Origin of the sequence: Gordonia ajococcus (assembly GCF_012974285.1) — a bacterium.
Classification (GTDB): domain Bacteria; phylum Actinomycetota; class Actinomycetes; order Mycobacteriales; family Mycobacteriaceae; genus Gordonia; species Gordonia amicalis.
On record NZ_CP052884.1, the window covers coordinates 2151142 to 2167049 of the forward strand.

Sequence of the window (15908 nt, forward strand, 5' to 3'; positions counted from 1 at the left end):
GAGCCGAGATGCGCTGTATCACTTTCGATCTCAAAAGAGATGTAAAGCGTATGATTCGTGGCTGTTCAGCGAAAGCCTCGGGGGACGGGTCAGCGGCTGGTGCCGCTCGCAGTCGTGTTCCTCGCCGACTTCCCGACGACCCGCTCCGGGAAGCTGGACCAGTCGTCGTTGCCCGCCCCGGACCTGACAGCCGGCGCCAAGGAATTCCGCGAGGCGCGGACACCGGCCGAGAAGGCGATCGTCTCCCTCGTCGCCCAGGCTTGGGCCGAGAACGGATCAGCCTGTCCGACAACCTCTTCGCCCTGGGTGCTGACTCGATCCTCGCGGCACGCATGGTGTCCCGGGCCCGGATCGGGCACGGTCTGACGATCGCCCTGACCGACGTCTTCGACAGCGACGACCTCGCCGATCTCGCATCCCGCGCCGTCGTCTCGGACACCCCGCCCGTGTCCACGGAGCGTCGACGCCGGCCACGCCCGGCACGGATACCGTTGTCCCAGGCACAGACCCGGTTGTGGTTCATCAACCGGATGTCACCCGCCGAGGCGACCTACAACATGTCCGGCGCGCTGCGGCTCACCCACGCGGTGGACACCGCGGTGCTGCGTCGAGCAGCGCTCGACGTCCTCGACCGGCACGAGATCCTGCGTACCGTGTTCCCGGCCGTCAACGGCGAACCCGAACAGCGCATCCTCGACACCGCGTCCGCCGGCGCCGTACTCGATTCCGAACCTGTCCGGATCAGCACGGAGGGACGCCGGGAGGCTTCTGCCGCGGAACCGCTCGAAGCGGCGATCGCCGCCATCACCGACGTGGGATTCGACCTGGCAGAAGAGATTCCGTTCCGGTGCCGGCTGATCACCGGGGACCCTCGCGGCGATGTCGTGGTGCTCGTGCTGCATCACATCGCCGCCGACGGACACTCGTTGCGGCCGTTGCTCCGGGATCTGATGACGGCCTACGAGAGCAGGCGTGCCGGCGAGTCCCCCGAGTTCACCCCGCTGCCGCTGCAGTACGCCGACATCGCCGTCGAACGCGCCGAGGTCCTGGGCACGCCTGAACAACCCTCACCGGCGCTGGTCGACGGTCTCGAGTTCTGGCGTGCGGAACTGGACGGCGCACCCGATCTGCTCCAGTTGCCCACCGACCGTCCGCGCCCGCGGGTGATGTCCAGTGCGGGAGCCCACCTCGACGTCACCCTGGACGCGGAGCTGTCCGCCGACCTCCGTCGGCTGGCGACCACGCTGGCCGTCACCCCGTTCGCGGTCTTCAGTCCGCGCTTGCCCTCACGCTGGGCAGGCTCGCCGCGGTGGACGACATGAGCATCGGTACCGCGGTTGCCGGGCGCGACGATCCGGCCGTCGCCGATCTGGTCGGCATGTTCGTCAACACCGTGGTCCTGCGCACCGCACTGCGGCCCGGTGACACCGTGCGGGATCTGGTCACCGGGGCACATCGCCGTTGCGCTCGGGCCATGAGTCATGCCGACGTGCCCTTCGAGCGCGTCGTCGACGCCCTCGCGCCGCAACGGTCGCCGTCACATTCGCCGTTGTTCCAGGTCGCGTTGAGCGTGCAGCCCGACCAGTTGACCGACCTGTCGCACTGGACGGGGTCGGCGGAACTGCTCGATGCGCGGGTTCCGTCGGCGAAGTACGACGTCACCGTCTCGGTGACCGAGCGTTCGGACGACTATGTCGTCGAATTCGCCTACGCCACCGATCGTCTTCGACGAGAGCACGGTCCGCGACTTGGCGTCCCGGCTGCGGCGGGTGCTCAGCCAGATGGTGTCGGGGCCCGATCGTGTCCTCGCCGCGATCGATCTGCTCGAACCCGACGCGCTGCGCGAGCTCGCCGCACCACGCCGCGGCGCCCGTCCGGAGACGACCCTCGCGGAGCTCATCGCCCGGGGGTTCGCCACCGCCGACCCCGCCGCGGTCGCCCTCACTGGTGAGGCCACGAACGGTACCGCACGACTGACCTGGGCCGAGGTGGCCACGGTGACGCATCAGATCGCCCGTGTCCTCGCCGACCGCGGACTGGGGCCGGGAGAGGTGGTCGCCGTCAGCATCCCCAGGTCGCCCCGGATGGTGCTCACGATGCTCGGGGTGGCCATGAGTGGGGCCGCGTTCGTCATCATCGACGCGCGGTTGCCGGTACGGCGCCGCGCGGCGATGCTCGCCGACAGCGACGCCGCCCTGGTGATCACCGTCGACTCGGTGGTCGCCGCCGACCGGGCCGCGGAACCGGATGCCGCACCGCAGCAGCGTGACACGAGCGTCCGTGACCTCGGTGTCGAGGAGTGGTTGCTCGACGACCTCGAGGTGGAACTGAACATCGCCGGGCGCCGCGACCATCCGGTCACCGACGCGGACCGGACGCGTCGCACCCGTGTCGACGATCTCGCGTACCTGCTCTTCACATCCGGATCGACGGGACGTCCGAAGGCGGCCGCGGTCACCCACGCGGGGCTGGCGGAGATGGTCGCCGAACAGCAGGCCCGGCTCGGGGCCACGCCGGCGTCCCGTGTAGTGCAGCTCGCCGCACCGGGTTTCGGCGTCGCCGTCTGGGAGATCATCCTCGCGATCTGTGCGGGCGCGGAACTGGTGATCAGCCCGCCGGACGTGTTCGCCGGACCCGAACTCGAGGACGTCACCGCACGGCATCGGGTCACGCACGCCGTGGCCACGCCGACAGCTCTGGCGACGATCGATCCGGCGTCGGTCCCGGACGTCGAGACGATCATGGTGGCGGGGAGGAGTGCCCGCCGGAACTGGTCGCTCGGTGGGATGCCGATGGCCGGCGCCTGCTGAACCTGTTCGGTCCCACGGAGACCACGATCTGGGCGACCGCGTCCCGACCGCTGCGCGCGACGGCGCCGGTGACCATCGGGCGCCCCATCTCCGGCGTCGGAGCACGGGTTCTCGACCCGGGTCTGCGACCGGTGCCGCCCGGCGTCGTGGGCGAGCTCTACCTCGCCGGACGTGCGCTCGGACGGGGCTACCACGGACGCGCCGGGCTGTCCGCGGGCCGGTTCGTCGCCGACCCGTTCGGTGCCGGCACACGGATGTACCGCACCGGTGATCTCGTCTCATGGACACCCGATGGCGAGCTGATCTATCACGGCCGCAACGACTTCCAGATCAAGATCCGCGGCATGCGGGTCGAGCCGGGGGAGGTCGACGCAGTGCTCGTCACCCACCCCGACGTCGAGCACTCGGTGAGTGCGGGGATGCCCACGCCGGCCGGCGACACGGTCCTGGTGTCCTATGTGACCGGCCGGCCGGGCCGCAGTCCGGCACCCGAGCAGATCGTCGACCACGCGGTCGCCCACCTGCCGGCACATCTCGTCCCACACACCGTCCAGGTGCTCGAGGAGTTCCCGGTCACCCGCACCGGCAAGGTGGACCGCCGTGCGCTGCCGGCCGTCGAGATCTCACCCGCTCGCGAATATGTCGCTCCCCGAAGCCGTCTGGAGGCGGCAGTGGCGCAGATCTTCGCCGATGTCCTCGGACTCCAGACGGTCAGCGTGCACGACGGATTCTTCGAACCTCGGAGGCAGTTCGCTGTCGGCGACCAAGGTGACCTACCGGGTCGAACAGCACGTCGACCGGCGGGTGCCGCTCGCCCTGCTGTTCGAGAACCCGACGGTCGCGAGTTTCGTCGCCGCACTGCACACCGTCGAGTCCGTCGGGACGGGACGTGTCCTGACACCGCGGGAACGGCCGCACATGGTCGACCTCACGGGTGTGCAGCGCGGACTGTGGTCACTCAACCAGATCGACCCGTCGTCGTCGGCGTACAACGTCGGATTCACCCTCGAACTCGATGGGCCCCTCGACATCCCGGCCCTCACGGGGGCACTCGGGGACGTGATCGCCCGCCACGAGTCGCTCCGGACGCGGTACCCGCTGCACGAGGGGCGGCCGGTTCAGGTCATCATCCCGGCCGCTGATGCTCTCCGCGGATTCCGGGTCGCCCTCGTCGACACCACCCCCGACCGCGTCGGGGAGGAGATCGCCGCCGTCGTCGAACCGGGCTTCGACCTGACCGGCCCCAACGCGATCCGGGCGGTGATCCTGCGACTGGCGTCCGACCGCCACCTCCTCGTCTTCGTGGTGCACCACATCAACGCCGACGGCGGTTCGTTGCGGCCCTTGGCCCGCGACCTGACCACGGCCTACCGTGCCCGGATCAGTGGGCAGGCGGGACCGTGGACGGCGACCGTGAGCGCACCGCGCGTGCAGTACGCCGACTACGCGATCTGGCATGCCGAGCGGCTGGCGGCCGAGGCACCCGGTGGGCTGACCGAGGAACGGGCTCAACTCGAGTACTGGGAACGACGCCTCGGGACGGTACGGGAACCGGCGGTGATCCCGACGGACCGTCCGCGGCCGGCCGAACCCCGGCACCGCGGAGGTGTCGTCGACCTGAGCATCCCGCCCGAAACCGCAACGGTTCTCAAACATCTCGCGCGTGTGAACAACACGACGCAGTTCGTGGTGATGCACGCGGCGCTCGCGGTCCTCATCGGCCGTCTGTCCGGAAGCGAGGACATCGTGATCGGGACGCCGTTCGCCGGCCGCGACGATCCCGCCCTGGCCGAGATGGTCGGCATGCTCGCGACCACGGTTCCGCTCCGAACGCGTCTGCGCCTCGACGAGCCGTTCGACGAGCTTCTGCGACGCGTACGGACCGAGGACGTCACCGACCTGGCCCATGCCGACGTCGCCTTCGACCAGATCGTCGACCACCTGAACCGCGCCGAGACGGGACCGGGCCGGCGCGGCCGCCACAACCCGTTGTTCTCGGTCATGCTCTCGTACCAGAACCTCGACTTCCCGGAGGTGAGCCTCGACGGTCTGTCCGTCCGGGTCCGGCCCCCGGCGTCGATCGCGGCCAAGGTCGATCTGGAGATCATGGTGTACCCGGACGACCTGGACGGGGTGGATCGGGGTGGTGCACTCGGTGGCCAGATCGCCTACGACACCGACCTCTTCGACCGAGCCGGTGCCGAACGGATCGTCGAGCGCTACCGGAACCTGCTCACCGACATCGCGGCCCGGCCGGGCACCCCGGTCGGCGACCTGTCCATCTGGGCCGACAGGCAGTCGTCGGAGGTAGTCGACGAGGAGCAGGCGCTCCACGAACTCGTGTCCGCAGTCGCCGCGACGGTGCCCGACGCGGTGATCGGCATCCCCGGGGCGCCGTCGGTGACCTTCGCCGACCTCGAGGCCACCTCGGTCGCCATGGCCTTCTCCGTGCCGGACGAGGACCCGGGTGAGGCGCTGACGGTCGTGGTCACCACGCTCCTCGCCGACGCGGACCGCACCATCGACGAGGTGTTCGCGTGCATCCGCACCGCGGCGACGAACGCACTGTGCGTAGGCGCCGATGCGGTGAACGGTGAACCCCGACGGAACCGGGCGGACCCCGCGTGACGTCGGACACCTCGGTATCGCGCAGCGTCGGGGCGCGCACGTCCGCGGGGTCCACTCACCAGCCGGCGGTGCTGCGCAGGCTCACCTTCGCCGCGACCCACGCGGCCGACGCCGAGGCGATGGTCGGTGCGTCGGGGCCCGTGACCTTCGGTGAGTTGCACCGGCGGGTGACGGCGGCAGCGACCACCCTGGCCGCCCGCGGTGTGGATCCGGCCCCGGCGGTGCGCGCGACGGTCACGGCGCTGTTGCCCCGAACCGGAAGCACCCCGGCACAATTGGCGGCCACCGCCGGTGAGGTCCTCGCCGACCTCGAACGGCGGATCGACGACGTTCTCGGCACGCGCGACGTGGAGTCCCTCCCGGGTCTCTTCCGGGTGTCGGCACGCCGACGCGCAGACGCAGTGGCGCTCACCGACCTCGACGGCGCGGCGATCACCTACCGCGAGCTCGACGATCGGACGGAACGGCTCGCCCGCGCACTGGCCGCCGCCGGAGCCGGGCCGGAATCGCTGGTGGGCGTGGCGATGCCACGGTCGACCGAGCTCGTCGTCGCACTGCTCGCGGTGCTCAAGACCGGCGCGGCCTACCTGCCGCTGGACCGCACCCATCCCATCGCGCGGCTGCGAACCATCGTCGACGACGCCGCGCCGGTACTCGTCCTCGCCGACCCCGAGACCGCCGCCGCCTGGGCGGACATGCCTGCCCGGGTCTCGACGCCCGACGATCTGACGGCGTGGGCCGAACCGGTCCCGGTGGCGCTTCCCGATCGAGTCGGCGCACATACGAGTGCCTACGTCATGTACACCTCCGGATCGACCGGTGTGCCGAAAGGTGTTGTGGTCACCCACGACAACGTGATCTCCCTGCTCGTCGCGCTCGGCGCGCTGGTCGAGAGCACGCCCGACGACGTGTGGTCGATGTTCCACTCGTATGCCTTCGACGTGTCGGTGGGCGAGATCTGGGCGGCGCTCCTCGCCGGGGGCCGCCTGGTCGTGCTCGACCATGCCACCACGCGTGCGCCGGACGACGTGGTCGAGGTGTTCGACCGCGAGGGCGTCACGGTCGTCAACTTCACGCCGTCGTCCTTCTACCAGTTCGCCGCGGCGGTCCGGCCGCCGCATGGTTCGGTTCTCCCGCAATCGGTTCGGCGCCTCCACTTCTCGGGTGAGCTCCTCGACTACGAGCATGTGCGGAAGTGGCAGGCCGACCGCGCCGCCGACGGGTCGCCGGCCAGGCCGGGAGCCGACGTCCCCGGGCCCCAGCTCAACAACATGTACGGGCCGACGGAGACGACGGTGTACATGACGCGGCGCGAGCTCACGCGTGGATTCGTCGACGCCGCAACGGCATCGGACATCGGACAACCGCTTCTCGGGTCCCGCGTGCACGTCCTCGACGCACGGCTCGCGCCGCTGCCCGACGGTGTGCCCGGCGAACTGTACGTTTCGGGTGTCCAGGTGACCCGGGGTTTCCTCCGGCGCCACGGCCTGACGGCGACGCGTTACGTCGCCGACCCGTTCGGCCCGCCGGGCAGCCGGATGTACCGAACCGGTGACATCGGCGTCGCCAGGGACGGATCGATCGAGTTCGTCGGCCGGCGCGATGGACAGGTGAAGCTGCGTGGGTTCCGTATCGAACTCGGCGAGGTCGAGTCGGCGATGTCCGCCGTCGACGGCATCGACGCGGCCGGCGCCGACATCCGCATGCGCGGCGACACCGAACATCTCGTCGGCTATCTCGTACCCACCGCCGGGAACGGACCCGGCGAAGCCACCGTCCGGACCCGTCTCGCGGCCGCGTTGCCGGAGTACATGGTGCCGACCCTGTTCGTGTGGCTCGACGCGCTGCCGCTCACGGTCAACGGGAAACTCGACCGCACGCTCCTGCCCGAACCGGACGCCACCGACGACCCGGGAATCGACGAACCGCCCGCCACCCCGACCGAGGAGCGGCTGGCCGCTCTCGTCGCGGAGATCCTCGGCGAGAACGAGATCGGCGTCACCGCCTCGCTGTTCGACCTCGGCGGCAATTCACTCACCGCGACCCGCGTCGCGGCGCGCGCGACCGAGGACCTGGGGACCACGGTGGCCGCGCGCGACCTCTTCGCGACGCCCACGGTGCGCGGCCTCGCCGAGGTGATCGACCAGCGACTCGCCGACGGCGATGAGCCGGGACCCGCGCGGCCGCCGCTGCGTCCGGTGGACCGCACCGGGCCGTTACCGTTGTCACCGGCCCAGCGCCGGATCTGGTTCCTGGAGACGATGAACCCGGGGGGAGCGGCCTACCTGATCCCGGCCGTCCTGCGCCTGCGAGGCCGCTCGGACGCCGACGCGCCGGGCACACCTGTCGATCCAGCGGCCGTGGCCGCGGCGCTCGACGACCTGATCGTCCGTCACGAGACGTTGCGCACACGGTTCGTCGCCGGCGACGGGGTTCCCCGACAGATCATCGACGATCCCGATACCGCGCGGCACGACGCCCGGGCGGATCCACCGATCGACATGCGAGGTACCGGCACACCCGGGGTGACCGCGACGGTCGCCGACATCGTCACGCGCGGTTTCGATCTCGAGAACGAAGCGCCGGTCCGGGCGCGGCTCATCCGGGTCGCCGACGACGAATGGGTGCTGGTGCTGGTCGTCCATCACATCATCGGCGACGGTGGGTCGATGGCGCCGCTCGTGGCGGACTTCGTCCAGGCATACCAGGCCCGGTTGTCCGGTCGTGCCCCGGAGTGGCCGCCACTGACCGTGCAGTACGTCGACTATGCGGTGTGGCATCACGAGATCCTCGGGGACAGCGCCGACCCCGCGTCGCTCGCGGCCCGTCAGCTCGCCTGCTGGAAGACACAGCTCGCCGGCGTCCCCGAGCTCACCGATCTGCCGTTGGACCGTCCACGTGCGCCCGTACGCGACGAGAGCGGGGCGGAACTGTCCGCGGTGATCGACGCCGCGACGTGGTCCCGCCTGCTCGAACTCGCCGACCGGCACGACGCGACCATGTTCATGTGTGTCCACGCGCTTCTCGCGGTCACGCTGCTGCGGTCGGGGAGCAGCGCGGATCTGGTGATCGGCACACCGGTGGAAGGTCGCGGCGAGCGTCAGCTCGACAGTCTCGTAGGGATGTTCGTGAACACGCTCGCGCTGCGCACCCCGTTGCGACGTGACGCGGACTTCGCCACGGTTCTCGCGATCTGCCGCGAGACCGACATCGCTGCCCTCGATCACGCCGATCTGCCGTTCGAAACGGTCGTGGAGGAGGTCACGACCGCCCGCAGCACGGCGCACCCGCCGCTGTTCCAGGTCGCGCTCGCCTTTCAGAACACCGAACGGCCGGTCGTCGAACTCCCCGGACTGGTCGTCTCCGAACTCGAGGTACCGGTCACCACCGCCAAGGTGGATCTGCAGGTGACGGTCGTCGACCCACCGGGGCGGCCTCGCGACGAGGACACGCCCGTCGTGATCACCTACGCGACAGCATTGTTCGACGCGGACACCATCGCCGACCTGCTGCATCGCCTGCAATCCATCGCGCGGTCGGTCGTCGACGCACCGGAGACCCCGATCGGTGACCTGCCGACCGGGGAGTCCGACGCCGTCCCGGCACTCGTGAACTCGCCGGCCCTCACGGATTCGGCGGTCGCGGTGCCCGCGCTACTCGACTCCGCGGTGGCCCACCATCCGCACGGTGTCGCCGTCACCGACGGTGAACACTCGCTGACCTACGCCGAACTCGATGCGGCGTCACGATTGCTCGCCGCGGAACTCCGGTCGCGGGGTGCACGACCGGGCACGGTCGTGGCACTGGCCGTGCCCCGTTCGTCGGTCGGCACGGTGGCCTTCTGGGCGATCGCCCGGACCGGGGCGGCGGCCGGACTGATCGACCCGTCTCAGCCGGCCGAACGCATCCGGTACATGACCGGCACACTGGCCACGACGCTCGGCGTGACGTGCGCGGCGGCGGATGCCGTCGGCGGTGCCGGCGCACCGAGCGAGCCGGACGTCGGCACCTCCTGGCTCGTCGTCGAGGATCTTCTCGACCTGACGGACCGCTCGCGATGGGCGCCGGAGTCGGGTGTGTTCGATGACCCGCTGCCGTCCGTCCGGATGGACGACACGGCCTACGTCATCTTCACCTCGGGCTCGACCGGTCGTCCCAAGGGCGTCGCGGTGACGCACCGCGGGCTCGCCGATCTCGTCGCCGACGCCCGGTCGCGTTTCGAGTTGAGCCCGTCGTCGCGGGTGCTGCGTTTCGCCGCACCGGGATTCGACGCCTCGGTGTTCGAGACCCTGGTCGCGGTGGCCGCCGCCTCGACCCTGGTCGTGGTGCCACCGGGCGTCACCGGTGGCCGGGAGCTGGCGGCAGTCATCACCGACGAGGCCGTCTCGCACATGACGATCACACCGAGTGCGTTGGCCACGGTTCCCGTCGAGGCGTTCCCCGATCTCCGCGTGGTGTGCGTGGCCGGCGACTCCTGCTCGCCCGAACTCGTCCGCGCCTGGTCGGACGGACGCATCATGTACAACCTGTACGGTCCGACCGAGGCCACCATCTGGTCGACCGCATCCGGCGCCATGCGTCCCGGCGGGCCCGTCACGATCGGCGGACCGATCGCGGGAGTCGGTGTGCTGGTCCTCGACGCCCGCCTGCATCCGGTGCCACCCGGCGTCGCGGGCGAGCTGTACCTCGTCGGCCAGGCGCTGGCCGCCGGATACCTGAACCACACCGCCCTGACCGCAGAGAGGTTCGTCGCCGCGCCGTTCGGGCGACCGGGCGAGCGGATGTACCGGACCGGTGACCTCGTCCGCCGCCGTCGTCGGGACGACCGCTGGGAGCTCGACTTCCTCGGTCGCAGCGACTTCCAGGTCAAGATCCGCGGATTCCGGATCGAGACGGGCGAGATCGACGCCGTGCTGGAAAGTCATGCAGCGGTCGACTTCTCGACCACCGCCGGTGTCGCCCACCCGACGTCGGGCGAGACCGTGCTGGTGTCGTGGGTTCACCACAGCGAAGGTGCGGTCATCGACGTGTCGGCGCTGGCAGCCCATGCCGCACGGCAGCTGCCCGCGCACATGGTGCCGACCGCGATCGTCCCGCTCGACGAGATCCCCCTCTCCGCCACCGGCAAACTCGACCGGGCCGCGCTGCCGGTACCCGAGTTCTCCCGCGGCGTCCACGTCGAACCGCGCACCGCGACCGAACGCACGGTCGCCGCGGCCTTCGCCGAGGTCCTCGGCATGGACGGCGCCGACGACGCACCGGGCGTGTCCGCACTCGACTCGTTCTTCGACCTCGGCGGCACCTCGCTGTCCGCGACGCGCGTCGTCGCACGGCTCGGCGCCGAACTCGGTGTCGAGATCGGGGTGCGGGTGATCTTCGACGCGCCGACGGTCGAGGCCCTCGCGTCGGCGATCGACACCGTTGCCTGAGCTGGCCGAGCCGCGTTCGACTGCGGAGGTGGCCGAAGCGCTAAGGTCATGATCAACTACCTCGCGGACACCACCGGCGGGTCAGCCGAACCGCCGCTCGCACAGTTGGGTGAGGTAGAGGGGTTGCGTGTGCAACCGGTCGATCCCGGCCCGCCGCCGGCGAAGGTCGACCTGACTCTCGGACTCGCCGAGACGAACACCGTCGACGGGACGGTCATCGCCGGCGAGATCGACTACGCCGCAGGGCTCTTCGATCCGGAGACGGTCGCCGTGTTCCGCGACGTCTTCCATCGCATGGTCGATGCGATCACCGCGGACGTCCCGACCGCCACGGTTCTGGGTGAGATCGATCTGGTCACCGACGACGACCGTCGTCGACTCCGCTCTCCGGATGCACCGGGCGTCGTCGTCGATCCCGCCGGGCGACTCCTGCCGCCGCGGATCCCGGGTGAACTGCGTAGGTCCGACGAGACGCCGGTCGATTCCTCGACCGGACTGCTCGCACGGTGGCTGGAAGACGGTGGGGGACCGCGGATCGAGGTTCTCGGCCGCCTCTACCGTCAGGTCCGGATCGGTGGGTTGCGGGTCGATCTCGACCGGGTCGAGAGGATGCTCGCCGATCTCGACGGTGTGCGGTCGAGCGGCGTCGTCTCCATACCGGGCGCCGCCGGTGTCGAGATCCACGGTTGGGTGAGCGTCGACGCCGACATCACGGCGGACGATCTTCGTCGAGCTGCCGTGGAAAGCATTGCCCCGCATTGTGTTCCGTCGACGCTGACGATCGTCGACGAGATCCCGGTCGATGACGACGGACGGCCCGATCATGCGCGGATGTCGACGATGATCGGCACTGCCGCTCGCGATGCGGGTGTCCCGGAGCGGCCCGAGGCGCCGGTCGGGGAGTGGGAGGTGCTCGTCGCCGAGTGCATGTCCGGAGTCACCGGCGTCCCGGTCACGACCGCGGTCCAGGGATTCTTCGATGTCGGCGGAACTTCACTGTCCGCGGTGCGGCTCGTCGCGGAGCTCCGCCGCCGCACCGGCCTTCCGGTCGAGGTCGCCTGGGTGTTCGCCGGGCCGACTCCTCGCGATCTCGGTGCGCGGCTGGCCGCACACCGCGACCCGGAACGCGCCGGTGGCCCCACCACTGCGGCAAACGGCGGCGTCGTCGTGCCGCTGCGCCGGGAGGGATCGCGGAACCCGGTCTTCTGTGTGCATCCCGCGGACGGGCTGGCGTGGTTGTTCGGTGGCCTCGCACCCCACCTCGACGACCGGCCGGTGTACGGACTCCAGGACCCGTACGTGGTGGCCGGCGACCTCCCCGACGCCACCGTGCACGACCTGGCCGTGCGCTACGTCGACGAGATCCGGCGCATCGCCCCCGACGGCCCGTACCACCTCGTGGGTTGGTCGATCGGCGGTCTCATCGCGCAGGAAATGGCCGTCGAACTGCGTTTGCGCGGTGCGGAGGTCGGCGTTCTCGGATTTGCTCGACAGCTTCCCGGCCGACGATGCCGAGCCGGCGACCGGCTGGACCGACGACGGGGAGATGTCGCTGGACATCGATGCGCGTGAGCTGGCCGCCGAGCTGCTCGGCGGCTGGCGAGCGGTCATCGACGTGGACGAGCTCGTCGACCCCGCCCATCCGGGGTCCGTCGCGCCGGAGACCATCGCGGCCGCGATCCGGGACAAGGCCATCGGACTCGGCCTGCTCGATGCGGAATCCTTCGACCGGATGCTGCAGCGTATGACGAGTTCTGCGGAACGCGCCATCGCCCACCGGCCGCGACCCTACGACGCGATGCTCGTCGTCGCCACCGACGGCGAGGAGGACTCGACCGACGAGGCGCCCAACCGCTGGGCGCACCATGTGGGGGGTGACATCACCCGCATCGACATCGACACCGACCACCTCGGGATCGTCGGCAGCGAGGCGCTGGCGGAGTTCGGTCCGCGGATCGACGCGGCGCTCAGCGACGCGGAGTCGCGACGCCGGTGACGGCCGGCAGGTCGGCGAGCACCTTGGGAAGAGGGTCGCCGTGGACGACCACGAGTCGCTGCGTCGCGCGGGTCAGTGCGACGTACAGATCGCTGAGACCCCGCGGTGACTGCGCGATGATCGCGGCGGGTTCGACGACGATCGTGGTGTCGAACTCGAGACCCTTACAGGTCCGGACCGTGTAGACCTTCGGGGTCTCGACGTCTGTCGCGTCGAATGCGTCCGGGTCCGGCGCGGCGTTCACCGCATCGAGAAGGGCGTCCGGGACGACGACCGCCGTGAGTCCCTGGGGTTCGGCCAGGTCGACGGCACGCAGGACACCGGTCGCGATGCTCTGCGCATCCCCGGCATCGGTCACCGGGATCGCGACCGGCTCGACACCGTTGCTGCGCAACGAGGTCGGCGAGGTCTCGCCGTTGCCGATCTCGTCGAGGACGCGCGCGGCGTAGGTCATGATCTCGCTGGGCGTCCGGTAGTTCACCGACAGTTCCTTGAACTGCCAGCGCTTGGCGACGTAGGGCTCGAGCACGTCACCCCACGACCAGGTGCCCGCCTCGTCGGAGGTCTGTGCGGTGTCACCGATGATGGTCATCCACCGGTTCGGGATGCGGCGCATCACCATCCGCCACGCCATCGGCGAGAGCTCCTGTGCCTCGTCGACGATCACATGGCCGAAGGTCCAGGTGCGGTCGCCGTAGGCGCGTTCGGCTGTGGTGGCGCGCCGGGTCTCGGTCTGGCGCGACGCCAGTTGTTCGGCGTCGATCAGGTCATAGGCCATCAGGATCTCGGGATCGAGCTCGTCCTCGAGATCCTGTGGGGCCGAACCGGTCAGGATGTCGAGTGCGTCCTGGGCCTCGGCGAGCCGGCGACGCCAGCGGGCGCGCTCGGCACGTTCGGCGTCGTCGGTGCCGTACCCGATGAGTTCGGCCAACTCGTCGAGCAGCGGCACGTCGGCGGGGGAGAAGTCGTCCCCGGTGGTCGAGTACGTGCGCGGTTCACGCAGCAGGGCCGCCCGGTCCGCGTCGGACCAGCCGGGCGTGGCCTTGCGGATCGCACGCTCGTCGGTGAGCAGCTCGCGCAACATGTCCTGCGGAGTCAGTGTGGGCCAGTATTTCAGCAGCGCCGCGCGGATGTCGGGGTCGCTGCTCATGTCGTCGCGGATGTCGGAGATGTCGGCGGGGCTCAGGAGCTGGGAACCGTCGAGCAGACTGGAGCCGATGGTCGAGGCGTGCCGCGCCGCGAGTTCGGCGAGACCGGCCTTCAGGAAGGCCCTCTGGGACTGGTTGTGTGCACGCCGGGTCGCACGGGCCTTGGCACGCGCCGCCTTGATCAGGGCGGAGTCGATCTCGACCCGATAGCCGTCGAAGTCCACCGGTTCGGGACGGGACGGCAACGACTGCTTCGCGCGCACAGCGCGTTTGAGGACGTCGACCATCCGGAGCCCGCCCTTGACTCCGGCGGTGAACCGCGGGTCCTCGCTCCGTGCCCGGACGCCGGGGAACAGGTCGCCGATCGTCGAGAGCAGGACGCCGGATTCGCCGAGCGACGGCAGGACCTGGCCGATGTAGCTGAGGAAGTCGTCGTTCGGTCCGATGATGAGAATGCCACTGCGTGAGAGGATCTCGCGGTGTGTGTACAGCAAGTACGCGGCACGGTGCAGCGCGACGGCCGTCTTGCCGGTGCCCGGACCGCCCTGGATCACCGTCACACCGCGGTGTGTCGACCGGATGATGAGGTCCTGCTCGCGCTGGATGGTCTCGACGATGTCGGTCATCTCGCCGGTGCGCGCCGCGTTCAGGGCGGCGACGAGAGCGGATTCGTTGACGACGTCGCCGTGGCCGAAGTCGTCGAGCAGGGCGTCGCCGGCGGTCAGTGATTCGTCGCTGACCCCGCGGACCCTGCGGCTGCGGGTCCGGATGTGGCGACGGCGGGCGACGTCCTCGGGGGCGGCCGGCGTGGCCAGGTAGAAGGGGCGTGCGAGTGGGGCCCGCCAGTCGAGCAGCAATGTCGCGTCGGTCGCGGTGTGGTCGTGTGTCCCGTCTGCTCCCAGACCGTCGTCGAGGACACCGATGCGGCCGATCCGCCGGATCTCGCCGTCGTCGAGGTCGAGGCGGCCGAAATACAGGTTGTGTTCGGCGGCATCGAATTTCGCGAGATCCTCGTTGTACATCCGCTCGTAGGACTCACGTTCCGACCGTGCCTGCGGGGTTCCGCCGCGCTCGCTCAGGGTCGACGACAGGCGCCGCTGGGTCGTCTGCCGCATCCGGTCGAGACGGCCGTACACCCGGTCGAGGTGCTCCTGTTCCTCGCCGATCCGAGGGTCGGTGTCGGTGTCTGGGGACAAGGCGGTCACGCCACACCTCCGCGCGCGTCGACGGGCCACCCCGACCGTGCCAGCCCGGCGTCCTTGATCAGCCCGGTGATCCGTGCCGCGTGGTCCGCAGTCGCCAGTCGCGCGCAGACCTGTGGCGTCGAACCCTGAAGGGCGGGATCGTGCAGGTGCTGGTCCAGCCATCCGACGACGCGTGCCTGGCTGCCGAACGGCAGCGGCGTTCCCGTCGCGGGGTCGGCGAGGACTCCGTGACGCGACACGTAGATGTCGAACTCGTCCGGAGTGGCGGGACCGTCGTGGGGCAGCCGAGGGTCACCGAGAATGAGGGGATGGTCGTGCGTGTTCACTGTCCGTCGATCGTAGTTGGGTTCGGTCAGGTCGAGCGCCTCGGTCTGGAGCGGTGACAGCCAGGCCGCCACCGTTTCCCATGTGCCGTGAGCTGTGCGAACAGGTGCCGCAGGGATGTATCCGCGGACTGCGACGTGGGCGGAGTGACCGACTGTGATGTTGGCGACCCGCACACGCCGGAGGTGGAGGAGGGCGGCAGGGTCGAGGTGCCCGAGTTTGCGGCGGAGGACGCTCGGCGCCGCGTTCGAACCGACCGCGACCACCAGACGCGTACCCGGAGGCGGGAGCGACGGGACGTGATCGACCACAACGGACGCGGACACCCAGGGATAGTTCTCTGGAGGGTGTGCCGCGTCCGCGTGGTG

At 70.2% G+C, this 15908-nt stretch carries 5 protein-coding genes and 1 pseudogene; 4 read left to right on the forward strand and 2 right to left on the reverse strand.

The features are described from left to right. Nucleotides 1-96 precede the first annotated feature (96 nt). The 4 genes and pseudogenes from GAA2_RS09850 to GAA2_RS09865 form a co-directional block, all read left to right on the forward strand. A pseudogene (locus GAA2_RS09850) lies at nt 97-5438 on the forward strand (amino acid adenylation domain-containing protein); the annotation flags it as partial. Next, a complete protein-coding gene (locus GAA2_RS09855; RefSeq protein WP_248664732.1) occupies nt 5435-10867 on the forward strand; it encodes a non-ribosomal peptide synthetase in 5433 nt (1810 codons plus the stop codon). The pseudogene GAA2_RS09850 and the gene GAA2_RS09855, both read left to right, overlap by 4 nt. Nucleotides 10868-10915: 48 nt before the next feature. Next, nucleotides 10916-12439 carry a thioesterase domain-containing protein gene (locus GAA2_RS09860; RefSeq protein WP_191834930.1) on the forward strand — a complete coding sequence of 508 codons (1524 nt, stop codon included), beginning with the start codon at nt 10916-10918 and terminating at the stop codon, nt 12437-12439. After that, entirely contained in the window at nt 12414-12863 is a 450-nt protein-coding gene (locus GAA2_RS09865) for a hypothetical protein (protein ID WP_191834931.1), read from the forward strand. Before GAA2_RS09860 ends, GAA2_RS09865 begins: the two co-directional genes overlap by 26 nt. On the opposite strand, the gene GAA2_RS09870 is transcribed toward GAA2_RS09865, so the two are convergent. Together GAA2_RS09870 and GAA2_RS09875 are read right to left on the reverse strand one after the other, a co-directional pair. Next, a complete protein-coding gene (locus tag GAA2_RS09870; protein ID WP_191834932.1) occupies nt 12835-15216 on the reverse strand; it encodes a HelD family protein in 2382 nt (793 codons plus the stop codon). The genes GAA2_RS09865 and GAA2_RS09870 overlap by 29 nt on opposite strands. After that, on the reverse strand, nt 15213-15866 hold the full coding sequence (locus GAA2_RS09875; RefSeq protein WP_006437350.1) for a hypothetical protein: 654 nt from the start codon (nt 15864-15866) through the stop codon (nt 15213-15215). Before GAA2_RS09875 ends, GAA2_RS09870 begins: the two co-directional genes overlap by 4 nt. Between the last annotated feature and the right edge of the window lie 42 nt (nt 15867-15908).